We start from the raw sequence: 24,891 nt of genomic DNA on the forward strand, positions 1-24,891 counted from the left end.
ATCAGGCTGAAGAACTTGTTGGTAAGGTCGTCAATGTGCTTGTCAATCTCCAGCCTGCGAAACTGTGCGGTGTGGAGTCTCAGGGTATGCTATTGGCAGCCGATGCAGGAGAACGTGTGTCTCTTCTGACCCCCGATAAAGAAATGAAGCCAGGATCAGTTGTGAGATAAAACACTAAAAAATAGTGAAATCTGATCACAAACGTAAGTTGTTAACAGGTGCAGATCTGACTGTACCTGTCAGCAATTTTTTTATCTGTTTCTTTCCAGCACCATCTCAAGGTAAGAGGTTCTGATGGAATCTTCCTTCTGTATACCCAATTCTTCAAGGAAAGCAAATATTTCATCACAGTGTCCTTCAATATTACAGTCGGCCTGTTTTTCGACCTCTATGAATTCACCAAGCCCCTCTACAGAGTCAAGGGCAATGGTCATATTCTGGTAACTGAAGACTTCCCTTTTCTTGCTTACCACGCCCGATTCAAAAAAACCCAGGGCTATAAGGATACTTCGGGCGCTGTCGCCATCTACTTCGGTTTCTAACTCCGGACGTGTCTTGGAAACGGAGTCAAGTTTCTTTCCTTTGTATGTGAGCACCGATCTTCCATTCACAGAGCGTATTCTCAGTGCCTCGTCAGTAGTAGAAAAATCCCTCACTGGAGAGTTATAGTAGGTATCCAGATGTTCCTGGATACCTTCTGGTTTTGCGCCTATGGCTGCAAGCCTTTCACGGAGGAACCTGTGGCTTGCCCGGGCTTTGACTTCTATCTCTATCATTTCACTCAGGTACGAATTTGGTGCCGTAGTATATCATACCTTTCTCACTGCTCTCGCCAAGCTTCCTGAACACAGGCCTTACTTTCATACCTATCTTCATGTCCTCTGGGTCAGCTACTATCTGGCTGGTAAGGCTTGGCCCTTCTTCCAGTTTCACGATACCAAGCACATAAGGGGTCTGTTTCTCAAAGCCTTCTGCCGCAGTGTGGATCACAGTATAGGTAAGTACCTCTCCTTTCCCACTGAACTTGAAGTTCTCAAGTTTTCCGTCACGACGGCATTTAGGGCACATGTTACGGGGTGGATAGTAGTAAGTTTTACAGTTAGTGCAGTGAGTGCCTATCAGGTTATACCTTGCCACCTGTTTTCTCCAGAATCTCGGTACTGACATCGTGATCACCTGTCCCTCGAAAATATGTGTACTACTGCAGTGGCTCCCGAACCTCCGACATTGTGTGTCATACCGATCTCGGCGCCATCGACCTGCCGCTTTCCTGCATCCCCACGCAGCTGTTCGACTATTTCCACAGCCTGCTTGATGCCAGTAGCGCCTACAGGATGTCCACATGCTTTAAGTCCGCCTGAGGTGTTCACCGGTATCTTGCCGCCTATAGCCGTATTGCCTTCTTCGGTGAACTTGCCTCCTTCTCCCTTCTTAACAAAGCCGAGGTCTTCTATAGCGCATATCTCTGCAATGGTAAAGCAGTCGTGCACTTCCACTAAGTCTATATCGTTAGGTGTGAGTTTTGCCATTTTGAAGGCTCTCTTGCCCGCTTCCACTGAAGCTGCGAGGGTTGTGATATCCTTGCGGTCGTGGAGAGCGATGGTATCACTGGCCTGGCTTGTGGCCTTCACATAAATGGGGGTGTCAGTGTATTTGTGGGCAATGTCAGCAGGTGCCAGTATGACCGCTGATGCACCATCTGTGATAGGTGAACAATCGAATATATGCAGCGGATCTGCCACCATAATGGATCTGAGCACATCTTCCACACTGATCCTGTTGCGATACTGTGCTATGGGGTTATGGACACCGTTAGCATGGTTCTTTACTGCCACCTGAGCCAGCTGCTCGCTGGTGGTGCCGTACTTGTGCATGTGCAGCCTTGCTATCATAGCATAGAGCCCGGGGAAAGTTGCACCCATTATGCCTTCCCATTCCCTGTCAGCAGCAGCTGCAAGGGCAGTGGATGCGCTTGTAGAGGATATATCTGTCATCTTCTCTACGCCAGCAGCCACTACTATATCCTCAAGTCCGGATGCAACTGCATGGATACCCTGTCTCAGTGCCAATCCTCCGGAAGCACAGGCCGCTTCCACTCGGGTGGCCGGTACATGAAGTTCCTTTGCCAGTCCGGCATAGTCTGCTATCAGGGCTCCGATATGTTCCTGCTCAATGAACTGACCACCGCTCATATTGCCTACTATGATGGCATCTATCTCTTCTCCGGTGACCCTCGCGTCTTCCAGGGCACCGACACCGGCTTCAGTTATTGTATCTCTCAGAGAAACATCCCAGTTCTCTCCAAACCTGGTGGTCTTTACACCAATGATCGCTACATCTCTCATCTTTTTCACCTCATGCCAGTCTGATCTTACCTTTGTGCTTGGCATATGTTGCATAATCCACATATATCGGATCTGCCAGAAGTTCCATCACAGTCGGTGCCTTGTTGCGTATCTCTTCTATCTTATCCGTGACAGTAAAACTGAACGCGTCTCCGCCGGCACCTGATCCAAAAGCAGTGGCGAAGATCCTGTTTCCGGGTTTTGCCTGGTCCAGCGTCGCTGCGATCCCCATCATGCATGATCCGGAATAGGTATTTCCAAGCTTTGGCACGACAAGGCCGGGCTTGATCTGTTCTTTAGTGAAGCCCAGGATGGATGCTGCACGGGAGGGGAATTTACCATTTGGCTGGTGGAATACTGCATAATCATAATCTCCTGGTTTTGTTCCCATTTTAGCCATAAGTCCTTTTGCAGCGTGTGTGACATGCTTAAAGTATCCGGGCTCACCGGTGAAACGTCCGCCATGTTCAGGGTATGGCATACCTTCCCTCCTCCAGAAGTCAGGTGTATCAGTGGTAAAGGAATATGTGTCCTCAATGACCGCTAAGAATTCGGATTCTTTGCTGCCTATAATGAAGGCTACGCCCCCTGCAGCTGCAGTGTATTCCAGTGCATCCCCTGGTGCGCCCTGCGCAACGTCAGCTCCTATTGCCAGCCCCAGGTCGATCATTCCTGATTGTACCAGTCCCATGCAAGTCTGTATTGCGGCAGTTCCGGCCTTGCAGGCAAATTCAAAATCCGCAGCTGTTAGAACGGGGGTAGCTTCCACTGCCTCTGCGACTATGGTACTTGTAGGTTTGACAGCATAGGGGTGGCTCTCTGACCCGGTATACACTGCACCTATTCGCTGGGCGTTTATGCCTGATCTTTTTACTGCATATCTTGCGGCTTCCACTGCAATCGTGGCTGTGTCCTCATCGAAATCAGGTACTGATTTTTCATGTACCATCAGACCTGATTTCAGGCTGTTAGCGTCGTCGCCCCAAACTCGGGCGATCTCGTCCACTTTGATCCTATATCTTGGAATATAGGCTCCGTATGAGACTATCCCTGCACTCATTTCTTTTCACCGATAGTTTTTATGTAAATGTCATTCCATTACGTGGTACTGGCTATATTTTTTAAGATTTTCGATCAATTGATCAATGTCCATCGTTGTGGCTAAAAGCGGTAATCTGTCTATCTCTGCCATCTTCTTTGCCATGGGGTCAACCTCATTGCCCCTTAGCCCGTGTATCACTACGGCACCGGGTTTGAGGTTCGTCACTCTTATGGCTACAAGGGGAGATTTTCCGGTGGTTACCTTAGTAAAGATCATGGCTCTCTCGGTACTCCATCCATAAAGTTTCTGGAACTCATGGGAAGAAAGTTCGAGAATAGCTTTCTTGCTGTCAACGACGGTGAAACCGTAAAGCGGTTTTTCTATGCCCCTGTTTACAAAATCAGCTTCTATAAGGCTTGCAAGCTTTGCAAGCTGCATGGGAAAAGTGTATTCATAGGTTGCGTAGACAGCTCTTGAAGTGTTATCTGAGAAAAGTATACTTTCATAGGAATGTATCTTCTGTCCGCCATTCTGTGAGTCTATTTCCAGCAGCGCCTCTACGATCCTGCTTACTATGAGCGTACCAGGAGATTTCCTTCTTCCGCTTTCGTAATCGCTTATAACGGAGGGGGATACTCCCAGATAGCTTGACAGGTCTGTTTGGGGTATCTCGAAGTTAAGCCTCCATTTTTTCAAAGCTTCCCCAGGTTTCTCTGAAAGTGTTATTTCGCCTGCCATCTTTTCAGCAAGACGTTGGCGTATATTCTCGCGAGAAGCATTGTCAGCCATTTCATATTCTAAATGAGACATAATTATATATATTTAACGAATGCCCAATCGTTGATTGACGAAGAGAAACAAATAAGCAGTCAAAACATATTTAGATATTTATATTAAAACAACCTTTAATTAGAAATGTATGTCTCTCAATAAAAATGAACATAATACGAACGTTTCTGATATAGCATTATATCTCAAATGCCCACGAAAAGTATACTATTCAAAGCGTTCTCAGAAAAAAAGGACTAATGATGATGTTTCTTATGTTGAGCATCTTTTTCTTAAAGAATTTGGTTTACGATATCCCCAGTTGCTGGAACATTTTTCGTCAAAAGCCGATGGTATGATAGACACAATACAAAGTGTATTCAATGAAATACATGTTGAATTAAACATTATATATGCCTCTGAACTTGAGGGTGTTTCCGAGTCAACCATATTGGAAGCTATTGATAACTTACAAGCTTGTATTGAAGATGTTTCCTGTAATATGGGGGAGATGCTGAAAGATACACACAGCATGCCGCTTGTAAGAGCATTGTACGGCATGGAACTGGAACCCGTGCTATATGGATCTAAAATGAAAGTTTCCGGTATGCCCGCCGGCATGGTCAACTTCGAAGGTTCACCCGCTCCTGTGATCATTAAGACAGGAAAGTGTCCTGAATATGGGATATGGGCAGATGACAGGCTTCATCTGGCTGCATTCTCTATGCTTGTGCAGGATATTCACAACAAGCCTATTGACGGTGGCATAGTCATTTATTCCAGATCAGGCTGCATAAGACCATCAAAGATCAGAGCAAACGACAGAAGGCAGGTACTTGGGGTATGCAGCAACATTAAAAAGATCAAAGAAGGCTTTCTGCCGGAAAGAAAACAGACACCTCTGTGCAACGATTGCGAATTCCTTGAAAGCTGTGACGTAAAGTCTTCTCTTGCATCTAAATTCTTCTGATCTACGATCAGACTTTTTCTTTTTTTAATTAGATTTCTATTATCATTCATCTGCGCTATCCATAGACTTTTAAAGAGAGATTGCGTTTTTTGGTTAGAATATGAAATTCATTGACAAGCTTTTCGGAAAGAAAACAAATGAAGATCATCCGGTCAAGATAAAAATAAATGACCTTCTCCGATTCATCTCAGATGAATCTGAAAAAGAGTTCAATGAAATTAAGCCTTTCATCCGCAGGAAATATGAAGATATCGATCTCACTCTCCATGAGATACCCGAGGTCATAGAAAGCCTCCTTTCTGCCGAGGTTGTTCAAAATGCTAACAAGAGAGTGGAAAAGGTAGGAGATGCCAACAGGGACAATATTGCCAATAACCTGCGATCGATCACTGAAAAGGTGAAGCCTCCGGAGGATGATTCTATTCAAAATGCCTTCGAATTCTGCATAAATGCGAAATCTGCACTTAAAACTGTGCGGGATAACACACACAGAAGCCAGCTTTATATTAAAGCCATCTATCCTGCGGAATCGCAAAAGATCATATCAACCTTAGCAAGCATTGAAGACCAGGTGGATGAACTATTCGTACCTGTCAGGGACAAGAAGGATAGGCAGGATTCCTTCGATAAGTTCTCTGAAGAGATTGGAAACTATAAGAAAATACAGGTGCAGATCCAGGATAGTCATACCAGGATCGAGCATCTTGGATCCAGGGTAGATTCAATCAAAAAAGATATGCAGGATACTAAAAACAGGCTCAATGAACTCGAAAACAGCAGGGATTTTGAAAGGGCAAAACAACTTGAGGCTGATGTCAACACTCTCAAAGAGCAATTATCGAATACAGACCACGATATCCAGAGAATATTCTCTCCTTTGTCCAAGGTGTTCTCCAGAATGGAAAAGCAGGACAAGAGCGAGATATGCGTGCTCTCTACTGAGCACAGGCAGATCCTTGAAAAGATAACACATGACCCAGCTTCTGCTCTTGAGCATGATCTGGAGTCCTTTTTTGCCGAGGTCAAATTCAGGGTAGAGAACGGCAGTCTTGGTCTTAAGGACCAGATGTGCGAGAAAGCCCTGCAGCAGGTGGATAAGCTGCATAGTTCCAAAGACCTGTCATCCCTGAGAGAACATAGAAAAGATCATTCCTTGCAGCTTGAAAGTGCAATGAACGAGTTGAACAGCATGAGTGTCTACAGGGACAAAGAGCAGTTTGTGCAGCAGATCTCCCGTGATGAGCACATGCTGAAGACCACAGAGAATGATCTTGATACGGAAAAGAAGCATTTTGATACTCTCACAGAAGAATCGGAACTTCTGGAATCAGGTCTGAGCATGGAGATCAAGGGGCTTTTCGAGAAGGATATTGCGATAGAATATTGAGGGGGGGAGAAATCCATCCTCAATGATTCTTACAGCTTATCGGCGAGGCCTAAACAACCATATAGTCAATGTAAATTGTTGAATTGGTTATGGAAATATATGGCATTTCCCAGATGCCTAAAGATACCTCTCTTATTTCAGGTGAGTTGGAATCAAGGGTGGTTTTTATAGTGCATTTGTCTCCTATAAGTGGTATATATAACAGCGAAAGCATACTTTTGTCCGTGACCACGTTCTCCATAGGTGCTAGATGATATTCATCTTTATGTATGGGAATCTTATTCAAGCTGACAATTTCAATACTAATCGTATGGTTAATAGAATCCCCATTCTGAATCGAATAGAGTGACACCGGGGGGCCTGCAAAAAGAAAAGGCATGATCGTTAAAAGGCTTATTAAAATGAGGATTACTAATCCAGCATTGTATAAATCTCTATTTTTATGCTCCATGTATGCCTCGAAATAAATAGAAGATGATGTTTAAAGTGCAAATCATCCTCTTTGCAATTCTAAATATCAACTAAAGTTTCAATTTAGTATTCCATTCCTTACAATATTTCTGCAATCATAGCACCAGGTATCTACCCCTGAATAGGCATCTTCATAGTCCATGATACAGTCCACAGTATAATGATCATTTGCGTCAAAATTATGAGATACTTCGTGCTGAACTATACTGTCGTGTGGCCAATCAAGACCTGCTGCTGTAGTTCCACAAACCGAAAATGAACCAGGCCTCCAAGCTCTTCCATTATTGTCCATACTTTTTACCCAGCCAACTACAATATCATTATTGTTATCTATCACCCAAGTAGTATCTTCTTCAAGGTCGTTAAGAAGCACACTAGAAGTTGTAGAGCCCGTGTCACTTGCATCCCAAAAATTATAATGCCAAAAGCGAGTCATTGTGACGCTAAAAGCTTGGAATCTGCTTAAGGCATTTGTTGTATCTTGAGAATATGCTTCAATTGGTTTATGACTGCTATCCTTTGCAGGAAAAATGTGCACCTCTATATTGCCGTTAATTTTTCGAGGATTTCTATAAACATGCTGAAATGTCATAGCAAAATCCTCGTTATGTATCAATGAATTCTCAGAGGTGAATACTGGATTTTCACTGTCTATTGATGCTTGATCATTTATAACAAGCTTTTTTGCTTCTTCTTTAGGAAGAGCAATACCATTAACAACATCCACTTTTGGATTGTTTGGATCTACACCGTACTTTTGGATGTACTTATCTCTTGCACTCTCCATTATACGCACCATTTCTTTCTCAGTGATGAGAATATCATAATCTTCTCCTTGTTTTAGGTTTTCTGGAGCTTCGCCAGTCTCACTTGCTATCACCCTTAAATCGCTATCAAGAATTGTACCCTCTAAATAGTTGGGTAACTCATCATTTGCAAATTTTAAGTCATTATCAGTGACATTATATTTTTTGTACATGTTCTGCAATTGGGCTGTAGTATAGTTAATGCTCATTTCATCGAGAGTGTTATTTTCTGATTTTTCTTCCTCGATGAGAGCATCAGCCTTTGCACTCACCGCCGGCACAAATAATGTCGCCAGCATCACTATCGCTATTAAAAGCGAAGTTACTCTAATTCTTTGAAACAATTTCATTTTCTTACCTCATTTCAGTTACTCCAGAGGCAAGAAGACGTAAGTTTTAAGCAATATCAAAACAAACTATGACCTTGCCTCTGGGCAGTAGGGGGTTCAAGTGTTCCGTCAAGATCTCTGAACCCCTTACACAAAGCAGAATATTTGTTAAAGGTTATATATTTAACTTGATTCCAAATCAATTTTATATATGAAAAAAAAATCACTCTTTCCTTTGACATCAACTCCATATTGACTAAGCATAAAAAATCACATTTTTTATAAATCAAATAGTCACATTGCCTTTTCATCCGTCTCCCATGCAAACACAAAAATAGTACCACACAGATAAACCACAGCACCATGAGCAAGATGACCCCTGCCATGCACCAGTACTATACGGCAAAGAAAGAGTATAGCGATGCCCTGATCTTTTTCAGGATGGGGGATTTTTACGAGTCTTTCGGGGAGGACGCGAAGACCATTGCCAGGGAGCTGGAGATCACTCTCACCACCCGGGGCAAAGGAGAGGACGGCAAGAACATGCCTCTTGCAGGCATACCGTATCATGCCATTGATACATATCTGCCGCGCCTCATCAGGAAAGGCTACAAAGTTGCCATATGTGAGCAGCTCGAAGATCCCAAATTAGCCAAAGGCGTTGTGAAACGGGGTGTTGTACGCGTGGTAACGCCCGGCACAGCCATAGACCCTTCCATGTTTTCAGATGCCACTAACAATTATCTCATGGCGCTCTCAGGAAAGAATGAGGATTTCGGCGTGTCCTTCCTGGATGTGTCTACAGGCGAGTTCATGGCTACTCAGTTCATCGATGAGCCACCTTATGACAGGATAGCTAGTGAAGTAGCCCGCATGCTGCCTGCTGAATGTATAGTTCCGCTGCATCTCTACGGGAACGAGCATCTCATGCAGCGTCTTGAGGAACTGAGGGTCATAGTGCATGAGTTCGATGAAATGGCATTCGATACCACCAACGCAAGGGAACATCTCAAGCAGCATTTCGGTGTTTCCACTCTGGAGGGCATGGGTTGTGATACCCTGCCTCATGCCATAGCCGCGGCCGGAGCTGCTCTTAACTATGCCATCACTACCCAGATGAGGGAATTGGGGCATGTGCAGTCACTGTCCACATATTCCGAATCCGAGTTCATGATCCTGGATTCCATTACCCTGCGCAATCTTGAGATCGTGCATAATGTCCGGGGAGAGGGCAATGATATATCCCTGCTTAAGATACTGGACCAGACCAGCACGCCTATGGGCGGCAGGATGCTTAAGAAATGGCTGTTAAAGCCATTGATATCTGTAAGTGAGATAAATGAACGCCTGGATGCTGTGGAGGAGCTGTCCGGTAAGACACTGGTGCGTTTCGATCTGAGTTCCCATCTTTCTTATGTAAAGGATATTGAGAGGCTCGTAGGCAGGGTCATGTATGGCAATTCAAATGCCAGGGACCTGGTAGCATTGAAACTGTCCCTGGAGGCAGTGCCTCTGCTGATACAGTGCATGGGTGATGATATTTCTTCCACTCTTGTCAGGGACATAATTGAGGAATTACAAGATTTTGAAGAACTTGGCTCTCTTGTGGGACTCATAGGAAAAGCCATAGTTGAAGAACCGCCGCTAAGTGTGCGGGAAGGTGGCATGATCAGGCCCGGCTACAATGCCGAACTTGACAAACTCAAAGACCTGTCCCGCAACGGCAAAAAGTGGGTGGCCGATTTCCAGCAAAAGGAACGGGAAAGGACAGGTATCAAATCCCTGAAAGTGGGATATAACAGGGTGTTCGGCTACTATCTGGAAGTTACCAGTTCTAACAGCTCTCAGGTGCCGGATGATTATATCCGCAAGCAGACCATGGCCAATGCCGAACGTTTCTACACTCCTGAACTTAAAGAGATGGAGACTTCCATCCTCAATGCAGATGAAAAGGCACATGCTCTGGAATATGAACTGCTGAGCGAGATCAATGCAACTGTGGCTTCATACTCAAAGCAGTTGCAGAGGGCAGCTTTTCTCATAGGGCAGTTCGATGTGCTGGTGAACCTTGCTGAAGTGGCTGTGCATAATAACTTTATCAGGCCGGCAGTTACCAGTGATTGCAGGATACTCATCAGGGATGGACGGCATCCTGTGGTGGAAAGTACCGTTCCGGGCGGTTTCGTGCCCAACGACACTGAGATCGATTGTGAGGATAATCAGTTCCTGCTCATCACCGGTCCCAACATGGCAGGAAAATCCACATACATGCGCCAGACCGCGCTCATTGTCATAATGGCCCAGGTAGGCTCTTTCGTACCTGCCTCCCATGCCTCCATAGGTATAGTGGACAGGGTCTTTACCAGGGTCGGAGCCTTTGACGACCTTGCCAGCGGACAAAGCACTTTCATGGTTGAGATGGTGGAGCTTGCCAACATTCTTAACAATTCCACTCCCAAGAGCCTGGTGCTGCTGGATGAGATCGGCAGGGGTACGAGCACTTACGACGGTTATAGTATCGCAAAGGCTGTTGTGGAATATATACATAATAAAAGTAAGGTGGGTGTGAGGTCCATGTTCGCAACTCACTACCACCAGCTTACTGAGCTGGAAGGCACTCTCAAGCGGGTAAAGAACCTGCATATTGCGGTGAAAGAGGAAGGTGATGATCTGGTGTTCCTGCGTAAGATAGTGCCCGGAGCTACAGACAGGAGTTATGGTATTCATGTGGCAAGGCTTGCCGGTGTCCCGCATGCGGTCACTTCCCGCGCAAAGGAAGTGCTCAGAGAAATAGAAAGTGAGAGCGCCATAAACCGGGAGGGCAGGCCAAAGAAGGGTAAGGGTAAGAGTACTGCAAGATATACCCAGCTCATGCTCTTCGATGGAGGAAGTTCTCCGGAAGCAGATGTGAAGCACCCCGTACTGGAGAAGTTGAAGTCCCTTGATGTTAATACCCTGACTCCTGTGGATGCTCTGAACAAGCTCAATAGCCTTAAGAAATTACTGGATGAAAGTGGGGAATGATATGGCTGAGGATTTATGTGATGTGGACAGCAACAGGATACACCTGCTGGATGAGGCTACTATCAGCAAGATAGCTGCGGGGGAGGTAATAGAAAGACCTGCTTCGGCAGTTAAGGAGTTGCTTGACAATTCCATTGATGCGGGAGCCACCGAGATCAAAGTTGAGATAGAAGGCTCCGGTGTCAAAAGGATATCTGTCCGGGACAATGGTCACGGTATGAGCCACATGGACGCATCCATGGCTTTCAAGAAACATGCTACCAGTAAGCTTACCAGCATTGATGATCTGGAACTTGTCCGTACATTGGGGTTCAGAGGTGAGGCTCTTTCCTCGATGGCTGCAGTTGCAAAAGTTACCCTCATCACCCGCAGAAGCCGGGATGTGGCGGGTACAAAGGTTATGGCAGGCAGTGATGGTGTGAAATCCATATTGGAAGTCGGTGCTCCTGTAGGCACCACTGTGGAGGTGGCCGACCTGTTCCATAGCACACCCGCCCGGCGGAAATATCTTAAAAGCAGCCGCACTGAGCTGGCACATATTACGGAAGTCCTTACCAACTATGCCATAGCCCATCCTGTTATCTCTTTCACTCTCCTGAACGAAGGCAAGGTTGTTTTACGTTCTCCTGCTACCAATAATATGTTCGACAACATCGTGCACATCCACGGAGCAGAGGTTGCCAGGTCGCTGGTGCCTGTTGTATGTGAAAATGAACTTGTGAAGATCTCAGGCTACGTCTCCAAGCCTGAACTCAGCCGCAGCGGTTCAGACCTGCAATCCTTCTATATCAACGGGCGCAGTATTTATTCAAAGGCTATAAGTAACGCCATAAGGCTTGGATACTACACTCTTCTTCCCAAGGGCAGGTATCCCGCAGCTTTTCTCAAGCTTGAGATAGACCCCAGAATAGTGGATGTGAACGTACATCCACGTAAAACCGAAGTGAGGCTCAGCCATGAGAAAGAGATCATGGACTTTGTTACTGCTGCTGTGGAGAATGCTCTAAGTTCTACTCATCTTGTTCCTGAGATCAAAGTTAAGGATAAGCCTTTTCCTGTCCAGAAGGTCTTGTACGAAGATAAAGACGAGGATGAATCTAAATTGCAAGATAAGTTGCAAAATAAGGTTTATTTGGAATCCCGTGTTCTTGAAGAGCCAACTCCTTATCACCCTCCTCCAAAGGATACTGAAAGACGGCTCAAAGCAAGTGCACGCCTCCAGTCCAGGCTGGCATCCTCTCCCCATGATGAAGAACCCGTTTTCGTTGCAGATGATGTGAAGGTAATGGGCCAGTTTGAAGATCTGTACATTGTTGCAGAGGTGGAGAAGAAACTGCTGCTGATAGACCAGCATGCTGCACATGAGCGTGTCATGTATGAACGCGTGCTGGATTCCAGGGATATGGGATGGCAGGAGCTTCTGAATCCCGTGACGCTGGAACTAAATCCGAAAGAGAAGATCATTCTGGAGGAGTTCGTTCCGTATCTGGAAGAGGTGGGTTTCAGCATATCAGAATTTGGTCCTGATACCTATGTAGTTACTACTGTGCCTACGATATTTGGCAGGATGGAAAGTCCTGATGTGGTACATGACATAGTATCTGACCTGCTCTCTGTTGGCAGGATAAAAGACGATACCGAGATATACGATCATGTCTTCAGTACCATGGCATGCAGAGCTGCCATAAAGGCGGGTGCTGTGTGTAATAAGGATCAGATGGCTGATCTTATCCGCCAGCTTAAGAAATGCAGGAATCCATACACATGTCCTCACGGCCGTCCGACAATGATCTCTTTCACAAGGGAAGAACTGGACCGCATGTTCAAAAGAACAGGATGAATTCGCTACTTTTATAACTTTGTACCACAATTGAGTTTTCGATGATAGACCCGGTGAACAAATCCAGGATCCCAGATGAGTGGGTTGCGCGTTCCAATGTGCCCAGGGACGAGCTTATAAAAGGCATTGAAAGTGGAAGACTTGTTCTCTTAAGCGATGGCTCTGTGCTCAGGAGGGGTTATACCACCGGGACGACAGCAACAGCCGCAGCCAAAGCTGCAGTGCTCTCACTACGCAAGCCTGTTTCTCATGTATCTGTGCCTACACCTGTAGGGTTGCGGGCTGAGATGGATGTGCATGCTGTTAATGGTCATGCAGTTGCTGTAAAGGTATATAATGATCATGAATCCGATATCACCCGTGGACTTGAATTCGTGGCGGATGCCAGAGAGATCGATGGCATCATGATTCGGGCAGGAGAGGGTATAGGTATTGTTACAAGGGATGGCCTGGAGTCTAAGAAAGGATATCCCGCCATCAATCCCAGGCCCATGGAACAGATCAAGGCAGCTATTTCCGAAGCCGTTGAAGAGCTTGGTTTGCAGGGTGCGGAGGTAACTTTATCTCTTCCCCGCGGTGCTGAGGTTGCCAAGCAGACCCTGAACAGCCGCATTGGTGTGGAAGGAGGTATTTCCATCCTGGGCACCACAGGATTTGTGGAGCCCTGGAATGATCACCTGGGCGAGATGAAAGAGGACCTGATACGCAGCGCTGACAAGGTAGTGCTCACGACCGGCAGAATAGGCATACGCTATTCTACCATGCTGTTCCCGGGATATACGGTGGTGCTTGCAGGCAGCCGCATATCCGATGCTGTAGCTGCAGCAAAGGGTGAAGTCATTATCTGTGGACTCCCCGGTCTTGTGCTCAAGTGGGGAGATCCGAAAATGCTTGAAGGCAGTGGTTATGCCACTGTGGTGGAGATGCTGGAACTGGATCCGGGTAATGAGAGGCTTAAGAAAGCTTTTGACATGGCTGTGGAAAAAGCCAATGGTGCAAGGGTAGTAGTCGTGGACAGGGATGGCACTGTACTTATGGACAGCGGGGAGAAGATATGATCATCGTAGGCGTGGGCGTTGGTCCCAATATGCTGACCCAGGAAGCTATTGCAGCCATCAGTAATGCTCCTGTGATCTATGGTTCAGGCAGGTCCATCGAGCTTGTTAAGGACTTCATCAAATGTGAGGCTCACATCATCAAGAACTACAGGGAACTACATCTACTACCTGCAGATGCCGTGGTGCTTTCCACGGGCGATCCCATGTTCTCAGGACTTGGAAAGTTCGCCGGTGAAAATGACAAGGTGATAACGGGCGTCTCTTCTATTCAGGCTTCATGTGCCCGTTTTCATGTAGAGATGTCCAATCTCGCTATGATCACTGCACATGGGCGTGATCCATCACCTGCCCGGGAGGCTCTCATAAGAGAGGTCGGACTTGGAAAGGATATATTCCTGTTACCCGCAGAGAATTTCGGTTCGCAGGAAGTGGCTGACCTGTTACGGGAAAAGGGCATTGAGGCAAAGATCTGCCTTTATGAGAACATAGGCTATTCCGAAGAACGGGCAGTAGTCGGTTCCGTACAAAATCCACCGCTTGCGGAGTCTGACATGTACTGTCTTCTGGTGGTGCAGCGCTAAGTTCAATTTGACCAATGTGTTACGTTTTTTATATGTACGTCTCCTTTATACAATATTAATTAAGTTATCCGGTATATCTGTCTCCTTTATTACTAAACCTTTAACCGTTTAAAACAAGAATCGTTACCTTTATGTATAATAACATGTAAGTCACATTTACCTAAATCAAATTAACTTGATTATCTAGTTGGAAAACGATAGGAAGGTGACAATTATGCATATATTCGAAGGGTTCTTGCCATCACCCTGGTGGCAGTTATGGTTTGTATTCTCCATACCCGTAATCTTGTTCGGTATGTATCGGTTGAACAGGCTCGTAAGTGAACGCAGAGAGATAGTGCCTCTGCTTGCAGTGGCTGGAGCTTTCATCTTTGTACTTTCATCCCTTAAGCTCCCCTCGGTCACAGGCAGTTCATCACATCCAACAGGTACAGGGATGGCAGCCGTGCTTTTCGGTCCGGCAATAACATCTGTGCTCGGTTTCATTGTTCTTATATATCAGGCCTTGTTCCTCAGTCATGGAGGAATAAGCACACTGGGAGCAAATGTTGCATCCATGGGTATAGTGGGGCCGTTTGTGGCATATGCATTCTACAAGGCTGCCGCAAAGGTCAATATGAACTTTTATCTCAACATATTCCTGGCGACCGCAATAGCAGACTGGGTGACCTATGTGGTGACATCCACTCAACTTGCATTGGCTTTCCCGGCAGGTGGTGCTCTTACGGTTTCGGGTTTCCTGTCTTCGTTCACCGCATTTGCAGCGGTGTTCGCCACAACTCAGGTACCACTTGCCATCATGGAGGGTGCGCTCACGGCTCTTATTATGAAATATGTGGTGCAGGTAAAGGGCGATGTGCTTGTGAACCTGCAGGTTCTCACATCGGAGGCAGTGAATAAGCTTAAGGGGGCTGCGGCATGAAATTAGAGTACATCGTGGGAGCCATAGCATTACTCTTTGTGGCCCAGTTCTTTTATGGACTCGCAGCCAATCCTGGTTCGGAATTCGGAGGTGCAGATGGTGCAGCAGAGGATGTGATCTCAGGTATTGACCCTAATTATGAGCCATGGGACCCGGGTTTTCCTAAGTTCGAGCCACCAGGTGGAGAAACTGAAAGCCTGCTCTTTGCTCTGCAGGCAGCCATAGGTGCCATAGTCATTGGTTACTTCTTTGGCTACTACAGAGGAAAGAACCAGTCAGGTCAATAATGGGTTTTACAACCCATTATATTTTTCAAAAAAATCCTTTTTATCTTTTCTGTTATACTTCCCAAAGTGACTATTACAAAACGGAAAACTTATCTAATATAACTCTCAATCCAGCTTGAAAAGGAGCTTTTTTACAAAAACAAATTTTGTTGATTTAATAAGGTATACAGGACACATCATGACATCTATCTTGGACGATTACGCCCTTAACAGCCCCCTGCGTGAAAAGAACAACTGGCTCAAGATAGCTATAACGTCTTTCGGCATAGTTGTGGGTGTTTCTTCCAATTCTCCTGTCACACCTTTTGTAATAGCTCTCTGTATGGGTATTGCAACCATCCGTTTCAGTAAGGTGCCTGCAAGTTTCTACTTCAAGATCCTGGCTGCACCCGCAGGATTCGTGCTGATCAGCGTAGCCATCATTGCTTTCTTTTCAGGTAATGGTAGTGAAGTCTTCGGTTTTGATCTGTGGGGTCACAGGCTTGGGGTCAGTACCGGGGGTCTGAACATGGCCTTAGTGGTGCTTGCACGTACTATCAGCGGTATGTCCTGCCTTTTTTTCCTTTCGCTCTCAACTCCTATGATAGAACTCTTTTCTGTATTGAAGGCAACCCGTTTCCCGGATTCCTTCATAGAGATAGCCATGATGATGTACCGCTACATCTTTGTCTTTATGGAAGTGGCTATGGGGATCAAGTACGCTCAGACGGTCAGGCTGGGCTATAAGGATTTCAGGACTTCGTTCAGATCAGTGGGCATGCTGGGTACGTCTCTTTTCATAAGGGCATGGGAGCAGGGAGAGAAGCTTTATGTTTCCATGAACTCAAGGTGTTATGATGGCAGGTTCATGCTGATAGAGGAGAACCGCCCGGTAAAGAGGTCCGAAGTTGTACTAACGTCCGCATATTTTATCTTAGTGCTTGTAGTTTTCTATTCCACGAGGAACATCCTTCTTATCTGAGGTAGATCATGACAATCCTGGAAACCAGAGATCTTGTATACAGTTATCCGGACGGCACAATTGCCTTGGATAATGTAAGCGTCAGGATAGATATGGGCAAAAAAATAGCTTTTGTAGGCCGTAATGGTTCCGGAAAGTCAACATTATTCCTTACTCTTAACGGCACTCTGGTCCCGAATAAAGGGGAAGTGTTCTTCCATGGTAAGCCTGTGAAGTATGATGCAAAGTCCCTGCGCGAACTACGCAAGAACGTGGGCATTGTATTCCAGAACTCGGATGATCAGCTTTTTGCACCCAGCATTTACCAGGATGTAGCCTTTGGTCCAACGAACCTGGGTTATTCAAAAGAAAAAGTAAACTCTGTGGTACAGAGTACCCTTGATTATGTGGGGCTTAACCCGCTCAAGAAAAAACCTCCCCATCATCTTAGTGGCGGCCAGAAGAAGAGAGTTGCTATTGCAGGTATTGTTGCTATGGAACCGGAGGTTATCATTCTTGATGAGCCGCTTTCCAACCTGGATCCGGTGGGTGCGGACGAGGTAATGGACCTTCTGAACGAACTTAACTATTTCGGCAAAACAATAATTATATCGACCCATGATGTGGATCTCGCCTACAGATGGGCTGATCATGTGTTCATCATGACGAATCACCAGATGATCGGTGAAGGGATACCTGAGGATATTTTCAGAAACGAGGAGCTGCTCCAGAGGGCAAATCTGAGAAAGCCCCAGATACTTGAGGTGCATGAGGAACTGCGCAGGCGCAGTCTTGTCAAGGCTAACGGCTGTCCCAAGGATATACCCGGTCTTGTCAGGATACTGAAAGAGCCGGAACTCATGTGGGTCAAAGTGTCTCCTGACGTCAAGGTAGGGGATAGTGTGAACTTAGGGCTGCTGCACGGTGAGTTCGCACTGAACTATCCTATGGAGGCGGTCAACGGGAAGGTCCTCCATATCCATGAAGACTGCATGGCAATAGTGGAACTCAGCAGACGTTATGTGCGTGCAGGTTCCATCATGATATACGATACGGACCATCACGATGCTGGTTTCTTACAGCTTTTCATCTCTAACGGCGATGTGGATACCGTGGGTGCCATGGGCAAGAGAAGCAAACTCATAGCTGAGAGGGACAACATTCGCCTGGACATCACTTCAGGAGTTATCGATCGTTCCATCCTTAATGCTCTGTGTGGACAGAGGTGTCTTATAATCACACATGGTGGAATGATCTACCATTCATTTGAACGTATCAGTCATTATATTGAAGAAAGTGGTATCAACATCCATGTTGATATCATAAATGAGAATGGGGATATCTCCTCTCTTGCAACGGCCTGCACCGGGCAGGTATCATGCTCTCTATCTACGGAAGAACACCGGGTATGAAGGATGACTAAAGACCCTGATAAGTTCTTTTGAGGAGTAAAGCATCCCCTTCATTATCAGGACTTTCGGATATTACAAGACCCTTTGCCCGGAACTCCTTGAAAGCCTGCAACAGTTCCACGTACCTGAGATCTGATTCATCCAGTCTCAGATGGTTCTTTTCTCCCTTTGGTCCATATTCAATGCCTGAAATATGCACATGCATGTTTTCCAGAGCTTCCCTTCCAAGTATGTTCTCCACTTTTTCAAGTACGGCAGCGAACTCCTCAAACGAATTCTCTTTGCCATTGCTTCTTGCGTGCAGATGCGCAAAATCGATGCACGGCAGCACTTTATCTAGCTGGCTGCACATGCTGAGGGTTTCATCAAGGCTGCCGAACTGTGTGGGCTTGCCTGTGGTCTCGGGTCTTAGCACCGTATCAATATCCTCTGCAGCCATTCTGGCTGTGAGTTCCTGCAGTTTTTGCAAAACTCTTGAAAAAACGTCTTCTGGCTTATCTTTCTGGTAGTAGGCAGGATGGAATACTATTGAACGAGCCCCACAGATGGAGCCTATGAGTGCGGAGTCGTATATCCGCTTGACACTGGCATCTATCTTTTCGGGTTCCGAAGAATTAAGGTTGATGTAGTACGGTGCATGGACACTAAGAGCTACATTCTGAGATGTGGCTGTTCTCTGCACTTCCTTTGCAGAATTGGCACCCATTTTAACCCCACGCACGAACTCTATCTCCATGCAGTCAAGTCCAAGCTCCCTCACTCTGCGAATACCTTCCACTGTGGTGCCTTTAGCTGAGGAGTAAGGTGCACCGGCTGTACCAAAAAGTAATTCCCTGTGGCTCATCACACTATGCCCAGATGCTGCTTTAGCTCTTTCATGCGCTGCAGAGAGATCTTTTGTTCTACCAGTTCCATGATAGTGTCAATATCTTCAGGTTCAAGGGAACGTATATCTTCTTTGTTCTCCAGAGCAAGTTTCACCAGGTAGTCCAGCTCTTCCACGTTCAGGCGCTCCATCCTCTCCCTGAAATCCTCTGCCGACTGCGCTATCTTGTGGGACAGCGGCCTTAAGATGAAAGGATAGTTGTGTCCTCCTGATGATATCGTATTTCCGCTAAGTTCAGGTGCAAGCTTGTCAAATATCTGTTTGTCCATGTCGCTGAATACTCTGCCCATGGGTTTTAGTTGTATAAAGTAGTTTATAAAATTATGTGCCAGCTCAAGATTTCAGATGCCCGTGGATGTCTATCTCTCCAAGTACTATCCTTGTGGAGGAGATGCGTATCTGGTCATCGGCGAGGACGTAATCAATTTTCACGATCCTGATGTCCTTCAGGTTCTTCTCAGCCCTGAGCTTATTGATCTCCAAGGCAACAGGATATGTTTCGGGAGAAACAACAATGTAGTCGTAATCCTCTTCAAGGGTCTTTCCAAAGGGGTCATTTAGCTCTATGATCGTGTATTTCTGACCCTCTGCAATTTGCTGTATGTACTGGATGACCCTTTCTTTCCGTACGCTATAATCAGGTATCTTGCGTGGACGCTTGTTTGCCATTTCGTTGGATGTAAGTCCTATATCGACTTCTTCATTGCCGGCAAGTTCAAAGGCTTTTCTTAAAAGCTCCCTGTGTCCGTCATGAAGACACTCGAAAGTTCCACCGACTACTACTCTGGGCATTGATGGTACAAAGGGTATTTTATAAAATAAATGTTTGCCCAAAAATGTCAGGTTGTTCCAACTGTAAAATTGATCGATGTATTTGGCATTATTACTTTCACTCCGCTCTCTTCATGTATATATATTCCAAAGACCAATAATTCATCGAAATGTGCACCGGAAGTTAACATGTGCACCACAAAGGAGTCATAAAAATGTCAGAAGTATTACTTGAGGATCTGGACCATGTTGGTCCTGCCACAGCCCAAAAACTCATTGAAGCAGGTTTTTCAACAGTTGAAGCAATTGCTGTATCTTCTCCTGCTGAGCTCGCGACAGCCGCGGATATAGGTGAGTCCACAGCAGCCAAGATCATCCTGGCAGCTCGCAAAGCTGCAGATATTGGTGGTTTTGAAACAGGTGATGTGGTAATGGAACGCAGGAAGCTGGTAGGTAAGCTCTCGACGGGCTGTAAGGAGTTCAATGATATAATGGGTGGCGGGATAGATTCCCAGGCCATAACCGAAGTATACGGCGAGTTCGGATCAGGCAAGACGCAGGTTGCTCACCAGTTAGCCGTCAATGTTCAATTGCCACAAGAAAAAGGTGGATTGAATGGCTCTGTAATAATGATCGATACAGAGAACACCTTCAGGCCTGAAAGGATAAAACAGATGGTTGAGGGCCTTTCAGAGCTATATGGTGAGGACTATGATCATGAAGAGTTCCTCAGGCACATACATGTGGCAAGGGCGTACAACTCGAACCATCAGATCCTGCTTGTGGATGCAGCATCTGAACTTGCCAACGAGCTCAAGGATTCTGACAAACCGGTAAGACTGCTCATAGTTGACTCCTTGACCGCGCATTTCAGAGCAGAGTACATAGGACGTGGGACGCTTGCCGACAGGCAGCAAAAGCTTAACAAACATCTCCATGATATCCAGAGATTTGGCGATCTTAACAATGCAGTGGTGCTGGTGACAAATCAGGTCATGGCAAAACCGGACGCTTTCTTTGGCGATCCGACAAAACCCATAGGAGGGCATATACTCGGCCATACTTCTACATTCAGGCTCTATATGCGCAAATCCAAGGGGGATAAAAGGATAGTCAAGCTTGTGGACGCCCCGAACCTTCCGGACGCTGAAGCAGTGATCTCAGTTACCACCGCTGGCCTGCGTGATCCCTGAACAGCAGGTTTTTAAACTTTTTTTCTAATTTACCTGCCATGAAATTCAAGGCAATTGCAGTTGATATTGACGGGACCATCACTTTCAGGGACAGGAGCCTTGATATGGCAGCAATTGGGAGTTTACGCTCCCTTAATATACCTGTGGTGCTATCCACAGGCAATATTCTCTGTTATGCCCATGCGGCTGCCAGGCTCATAGGGGTGGGAGGGATAGTGATAGCCGAAAATGGAGGTGTCATTTCTCCTGGTTTTGATACGGTTCCTATAGTATCCAAATCTATCAGAGAATGTCAAAAGGCTTTTGATCTGCTCTCGGGTAAGTTAGAGCTAACTAAGCTGGACCCGGAGCATCGTAAGACCGAGATAGTGCTTAGAAGGGATTTTGATCTGCAACTTGCCAGGCAGATCTTGTATGAGCATGGTTTTAATGTAGAGATCATAGACACACATTTTGCTATCCATATCAAGAGCAGGGAAGTTAACAAAGGCACTGGTCTTATTAAAGTTGCAGAGATGATGGGTATTGAGCCAAAGGATTTCGTTGCCATAGGCGACTCCGTGAATGATGTGGAGATGCTTGAAGTGGCAGGTTTTGGGATAGCTGTAGGCAACGGCGATCCGGAATTAAGGTCAGTTGCCGATTATACTGCTGCATCACCTTATGGGGCCGGAGCAGCTGAAGGTATCACCTATCTTCGGGAGCATAGCCTGATCTAAAAAACATAAAAGGCAAAAGCCGTTTATTCAACAGGTTTGCCTAATGCAGTGTTTTTATCTACTACTATGTAGTCTTTAATTGCTCTTACAGAAGTAAATGGAAGGAGAATGTACTGGTCGTCTGTCCTGTACTTGGAAGTGTCAAGGCTCATGTCCGGCTTGACTATTAGGTCAATGAGGTCTCCTGTTTTCCCATCCATGACTATGTTGAAGAGCACACCCAGTTCAGTGCCATCCGTAGCCATTACCTGTTTGCTGGAGAGGTTCTTAGCAAATACCTTCGTCATGTAGTTCACCCGATAACTCTAAACTTTTCATATATTTATCTGTATCCTATATAAGAGCTTGTTTCTTCTTTCGGCATCCCGCCCTTGAAAAGCTCATGTATCTTCTTATAGTATCCCATAAGGTTCTCGGAAAGGGTGGGTCTTACCTTATTCAGTGCTTCCATGAAATACTTCATGTCCACATTCTCTATATTGAAGTTCTCTCTCAGGGCAAGCATCACAGCTTCCCTGCATACTGCTTCGATGTCAGCACCCACGTATCCTTCCGTGATGTTCGCAAGTTCATCAATAGATACGTTGCTTGCAAGAGGTATATTTCTTGTGTGTATCTGGAAGATGCTTCTCCTTCCTTCCCTCGTGGACTGGCCCACAAGTACAAGCCTGTCAAACCTTCCTGCGCGCAGCAAGGCAGGGTCGATCATGTCCGGCCTGTTAGTTGCAGCGATCACAACTATCTCTTTCAGAGCTTCGAGGCCGTCGAGTTCAGTAAGCAACTGGTTCACAACTCTTTCAGAGACCTTTGCATCTTCGGACATGGAACTTCTTGCAGATGCAATTGAATCTATCTCATCGAAGAACACCACGCATGGGGCTACCTGTCTTGCCTTCTTGAATATCTCCCTGATCGCACGTTCAGACTCTCCCACCCATTTAGACAGCATCTCAGGTCCTTTGATACTGATGAAATTGGCGTTGGATTCATTGGCAACAGCCTGTGCTACAAGGGTTTTGCCTGTGCCGGGTGGACCGAACAGCAGAATTCCTTTAGGAGGCTTTATACCCATCTGTACGAACTTCTCAGGCTTTGTGATAGGCCATTCCACAGCCTCAATGATCTCCTGTTTGACATTATCCAGTCCTCCCACGTCCTCCCACTTCACAGAGGGTATCTCGACAAGCACTTCACGCATTGCAGAAGGCCCTATCTCTCTTAAGGCGTTCTCAAAATCAGATCGTATAAGCACTATTTGCTCCAGTTTCTCCTGTGGGATCAGGTCATCGTCAAGGTTTATGTCCGGCAAGACTCTTCTCAATGCCCGCATAGCAGCTTCCTGCACAAGGGCCAGCAGGTCCGCACCTACAAATGCCTGTGTGTTCCTGGCTATCTCTTCAAGGTAATTCTCATCAACATCGCTTCCAAGAGGCACTCCACGTGTGTGTATCTGCAGGATCTCTAACCTGCCCCCAGCATCTGGAACACCGATCTCTATCTCTCTGTCGAACCTTCCTGGCCTGCGCAGTGCAGGATCGATAGCATCCAGCCGGTTCGTAGCTCCGATCACCACTACCTGTCCGCGCTCTTCCAGACCATCCATCATAGTGAGCAACTGGGCTACGACGCGGCGTTCCACTTCACCAGTAACGTTCTGCCTCTTTGGAGCAATGGAGTCTATCTCGTCAATGAATACTATGGATGGTGCATCTTCTTCAGCCTCTTCGAATATCTTGCGGATACGCTCTTCGCTTTCACCATAATATTTTCCCATGATCTCAGGGCCCGCTATGTAGAGGAAATTTGCCCTGGATTCATTTGCCACTGCCTTGGCTATAAGGGTCTTTCCTGTTCCGGGAGGTCCGTATAATATAATACCTTTCGGAGGTTCGATGTTCAACCGCTGGAAGAGTTCAGGATGTTTAAGAGGCAGTTCTATCATTTCCCTTACTCTCTGGATCTCATCCCCCAGTCCGCCTATATCCTCATAGGTGATCCCCCTGGCTGCGCTTTCATATCCTCTTACAGGCTTCTGGCGCAATTCGATCTCCGTGTTCTCAGTGACCATGAGCACTGAATCATGGGGCTGAGCCTCAACAGCAATAAGAGGTATTGCCTGCCCTCCAGAGGACTGACTTGTCATGGGCTGTGTCATGGAACTGATGATGGGTATTACATCACCTACCACAAAAGGCCGCTTCAATATGTTCCGTTTGATGATCTCTTTGATATGATCTCCATACTCCATCACCACGCCTTCCGGAGGTGCAAGTACTAAATGTGTAGCAGGTTCGAAATCTGCTTTTTTGATGGTAGCTCTTTCCCCTATACTAACTCCTGCGTTTTGCCGGATGAAGCCATCTATCCTTACAATACCCTGTCCCCAATCCTGACGGTCTGCTCTCCACACTTTAGCGCATGTTCTCCTCTTACCGGTTATTTCTACTATGTCTCCGGGAGATAGCTGCAGGCTTAGTAGAGTGCTGGGGTCCAGACGAATGATGCCACGACCGAAATCGTTCGGATGTGCTTTTTCAACCTTGATCTGTACTTCGTCCATGATGTCATCCTATAATTGAATCTCATATATAGTCCGATTATAGGTATTTATTTTTATCTGATGCATAAAAATGCATGTGGTGGTCACTTGCTAATATATGAAAGGTGAGGGAGAAATCTTTTTAAATGATTGTATTACTTATACCTTTTATGGGGTTAAAGGCTTTATTTCTGAACTGTACTTTGAAGAGATCGCCACAGATCTCTAATACACAAGCATTGATAGACAAGGCTGTTGGGCTTTTTTCAGATATGGGAGTGAAAAGTGAGTGCATACGGATCGTGGACTATAATATTCCCTTTGGTGTTTCTTCAGACGAAGGTCAAGGCGATGAATGGCCACTGATACTTTCAAAGATAAAGGCATGCGATATCCTTGTGATGTGCTCTCCCATCTGGTTCGGTGTTCGTTCCTCTGTGGCACAGATGGTGATAGAAAGGTTGGACGGAACTTATGAGGAGTCTGATCCGCAGACTGGTCAGTTTCCCCTCTACGGAAAGGTTGCAGGTGTGCTTATTACCGGCAATGAGGATGGAGCACATGATGTAGCTGCCAATACTCTGTTCAATCTGACACACCT

At 46.1% G+C, this 24,891-nt stretch carries 25 protein-coding genes; 14 read left to right on the forward strand and 11 right to left on the reverse strand.

Annotated elements, in window-relative coordinates; genetic code table 11:
• Positions 1 to 170 (forward strand): hypothetical protein (locus tag AB7U21_RS02120; RefSeq protein ID WP_428386773.1); only part of this gene is annotated, 170 nt, incomplete at its 5' end.
• An 81-nt stretch (positions 171 to 251) separates the two neighbouring features.
• Here the strand turns inward: AB7U21_RS02120 and cyaB are convergent.
• Genes cyaB through AB7U21_RS02145 form a run of 5 tightly spaced genes read right to left on the reverse strand, consistent with a single transcriptional unit; the run spans position 252 to position 4,176 of the window.
• Positions 252 to 776, reverse strand: coding sequence for a class IV adenylate cyclase (gene cyaB / locus AB7U21_RS02125; RefSeq protein ID WP_428386762.1), 525 nt, complete (start codon positions 774 to 776; stop codon positions 252 to 254).
• A 1-nt stretch (position 777) separates the two neighbouring features.
• Entirely contained in the window at positions 778 to 1,167 is a 390-nt protein-coding gene (locus tag AB7U21_RS02130) for a Zn-ribbon domain-containing OB-fold protein (protein ID WP_333787127.1), read from the reverse strand.
• Between the two features lie 5 nt (positions 1,168 to 1,172).
• Positions 1,173 to 2,345 (reverse strand): thiolase domain-containing protein, encoded by a 1,173-nt coding sequence (locus tag AB7U21_RS02135; RefSeq protein ID WP_333787126.1) that lies wholly within the window; start codon positions 2,343 to 2,345, stop codon positions 1,173 to 1,175.
• Between the two features lie 10 nt (positions 2,346 to 2,355).
• Positions 2,356 to 3,405, reverse strand: coding sequence for a hydroxymethylglutaryl-CoA synthase (locus AB7U21_RS02140; protein WP_333787125.1), 1,050 nt, complete (start codon positions 3,403 to 3,405; stop codon positions 2,356 to 2,358).
• A gap of 30 nt (positions 3,406 to 3,435) precedes the next feature.
• On the reverse strand, positions 3,436 to 4,176 hold the full coding sequence (locus AB7U21_RS02145; protein ID WP_333787142.1) for a helix-turn-helix domain-containing protein: 741 nt from the start codon (positions 4,174 to 4,176) through the stop codon (positions 3,436 to 3,438).
• A gap of 130 nt (positions 4,177 to 4,306) precedes the next feature.
• Between AB7U21_RS02145 and AB7U21_RS02150 the strand changes: the two genes are divergently transcribed.
• On the forward strand, positions 4,307 to 5,125 hold the full coding sequence (locus AB7U21_RS02150) for a hypothetical protein (protein ID WP_333787124.1): 819 nt from the start codon (positions 4,307 to 4,309) through the stop codon (positions 5,123 to 5,125).
• Positions 5,126 to 5,225: 100 nt separating this feature from the next.
• Positions 5,226 to 6,512 carry a hypothetical protein gene (locus AB7U21_RS02155; RefSeq protein WP_333787123.1) on the forward strand — a complete coding sequence of 429 codons (1,287 nt, stop codon included), beginning with the start codon at positions 5,226 to 5,228 and terminating at the stop codon, positions 6,510 to 6,512.
• Positions 6,513 to 7,041: 529 nt separating this feature from the next.
• On the opposite strand, the gene AB7U21_RS02160 is transcribed toward AB7U21_RS02155, so the two are convergent.
• Positions 7,042 to 8,139, reverse strand: a complete 1,098-nt coding sequence (locus tag AB7U21_RS02160) for a hypothetical protein (RefSeq protein ID WP_333787122.1) — start codon at positions 8,137 to 8,139, stop codon at positions 7,042 to 7,044.
• Positions 8,140 to 8,481: 342 nt separating this feature from the next.
• Here AB7U21_RS02160 and mutS point away from each other — a divergent pair, with 342 nt between their 5' ends.
• The 8 genes from mutS to AB7U21_RS02200 all read left to right on the forward strand — a co-directional run bounded on the left by mutS (position 8,482) and on the right by AB7U21_RS02200 (position 18,182).
• Positions 8,482 to 11,142 (forward strand): DNA mismatch repair protein MutS, encoded by a 2,661-nt coding sequence (gene mutS, locus AB7U21_RS02165; RefSeq protein ID WP_333787121.1) that lies wholly within the window; start codon positions 8,482 to 8,484, stop codon positions 11,140 to 11,142.
• Position 11,143: 1 nt separating this feature from the next.
• Entirely contained in the window at positions 11,144 to 12,982 is a 1,839-nt protein-coding gene (mutL, locus tag AB7U21_RS02170; RefSeq protein ID WP_333787120.1) for a DNA mismatch repair endonuclease MutL, read from the forward strand.
• 41 nt (positions 12,983 to 13,023) lie between these two features.
• A complete protein-coding gene (locus AB7U21_RS02175; RefSeq protein WP_333787119.1) occupies positions 13,024 to 14,040 on the forward strand; it encodes a cobalt-precorrin-5B (C(1))-methyltransferase in 1,017 nt (338 codons plus the stop codon).
• Positions 14,037 to 14,621, forward strand: coding sequence for a cobalt-precorrin-7 (C(5))-methyltransferase (locus tag AB7U21_RS02180; RefSeq protein ID WP_333787118.1), 585 nt, complete (start codon positions 14,037 to 14,039; stop codon positions 14,619 to 14,621). Before AB7U21_RS02175 ends, AB7U21_RS02180 begins: the two co-directional genes overlap by 4 nt.
• A gap of 214 nt (positions 14,622 to 14,835) precedes the next feature.
• Positions 14,836 to 15,543, forward strand: a complete 708-nt coding sequence (locus AB7U21_RS02185) for an energy-coupling factor ABC transporter permease (RefSeq protein WP_333787117.1) — start codon at positions 14,836 to 14,838, stop codon at positions 15,541 to 15,543.
• Positions 15,540 to 15,830 (forward strand): energy-coupling factor ABC transporter substrate-binding protein, encoded by a 291-nt coding sequence (locus tag AB7U21_RS02190; protein ID WP_333787116.1) that lies wholly within the window; start codon positions 15,540 to 15,542, stop codon positions 15,828 to 15,830. Before AB7U21_RS02185 ends, AB7U21_RS02190 begins: the two co-directional genes overlap by 4 nt.
• Before the next feature lie 178 nt (positions 15,831 to 16,008).
• Positions 16,009 to 16,791, forward strand: coding sequence for a cobalt ECF transporter T component CbiQ (gene cbiQ, locus AB7U21_RS02195; protein WP_333787115.1), 783 nt, complete (start codon positions 16,009 to 16,011; stop codon positions 16,789 to 16,791).
• Positions 16,792 to 16,799: 8 nt separating this feature from the next.
• On the forward strand, positions 16,800 to 18,182 hold the full coding sequence (locus tag AB7U21_RS02200) for an energy-coupling factor ABC transporter ATP-binding protein (RefSeq protein ID WP_333787114.1): 1,383 nt from the start codon (positions 16,800 to 16,802) through the stop codon (positions 18,180 to 18,182).
• A 7-nt stretch (positions 18,183 to 18,189) separates the two neighbouring features.
• Here AB7U21_RS02200 and AB7U21_RS02205 read toward each other — a convergent pair whose 3' ends face one another.
• Genes AB7U21_RS02205 through AB7U21_RS02215 form a run of 3 tightly spaced genes read right to left on the reverse strand, consistent with a single transcriptional unit; the run spans position 18,190 to position 19,860 of the window.
• Positions 18,190 to 19,026, reverse strand: coding sequence for a deoxyribonuclease IV (locus tag AB7U21_RS02205; RefSeq protein ID WP_333787113.1), 837 nt, complete (start codon positions 19,024 to 19,026; stop codon positions 18,190 to 18,192).
• On the reverse strand, positions 19,026 to 19,358 hold the full coding sequence (locus AB7U21_RS02210) for a hypothetical protein (protein WP_333787112.1): 333 nt from the start codon (positions 19,356 to 19,358) through the stop codon (positions 19,026 to 19,028). Before AB7U21_RS02210 ends, AB7U21_RS02205 begins: the two co-directional genes overlap by 1 nt.
• Positions 19,359 to 19,401: 43 nt before the next feature.
• The gene (locus tag AB7U21_RS02215) at positions 19,402 to 19,860 is read right to left on the reverse strand and encodes a phosphopantetheine adenylyltransferase (RefSeq protein WP_333787111.1); all 459 of its coding nucleotides are present in this window, start codon (positions 19,858 to 19,860) and stop codon (positions 19,402 to 19,404) included.
• A 194-nt stretch (positions 19,861 to 20,054) separates the two neighbouring features.
• Here AB7U21_RS02215 and radA point away from each other — a divergent pair, with 194 nt between their 5' ends.
• The gene (gene radA, locus AB7U21_RS02220) at positions 20,055 to 21,032 is read left to right on the forward strand and encodes a DNA repair and recombination protein RadA (RefSeq protein WP_292351377.1); all 978 of its coding nucleotides are present in this window, start codon (positions 20,055 to 20,057) and stop codon (positions 21,030 to 21,032) included.
• Positions 21,033 to 21,070: 38 nt separating this feature from the next.
• Entirely contained in the window at positions 21,071 to 21,751 is a 681-nt protein-coding gene (locus AB7U21_RS02225) for a phosphoglycolate phosphatase (protein ID WP_333787110.1), read from the forward strand.
• A 23-nt stretch (positions 21,752 to 21,774) separates the two neighbouring features.
• On the opposite strand, the gene AB7U21_RS02230 is transcribed toward AB7U21_RS02225, so the two are convergent.
• A complete protein-coding gene (locus AB7U21_RS02230) occupies positions 21,775 to 22,038 on the reverse strand; it encodes a PRC-barrel domain-containing protein (RefSeq protein ID WP_333787109.1) in 264 nt (87 codons plus the stop codon).
• A gap of 35 nt (positions 22,039 to 22,073) precedes the next feature.
• Positions 22,074 to 24,311 (reverse strand): CDC48 family AAA ATPase, encoded by a 2,238-nt coding sequence (locus AB7U21_RS02235; protein ID WP_333787108.1) that lies wholly within the window; start codon positions 24,309 to 24,311, stop codon positions 22,074 to 22,076.
• Positions 24,312 to 24,460: 149 nt separating this feature from the next.
• On the opposite strand from AB7U21_RS02235, the gene AB7U21_RS02240 reads away from it, so the two are divergent.
• Positions 24,461 to 24,891, forward strand: a 431-nt coding sequence (locus AB7U21_RS02240; RefSeq protein ID WP_428386771.1) for a flavodoxin family protein, incomplete at its 3' end; no start/stop codon positions are given.

The organism is Methanomethylovorans sp. (assembly GCF_050177135.1).
Lineage (GTDB): Archaea > Halobacteriota > Methanosarcinia > Methanosarcinales > Methanosarcinaceae > Methanomethylovorans.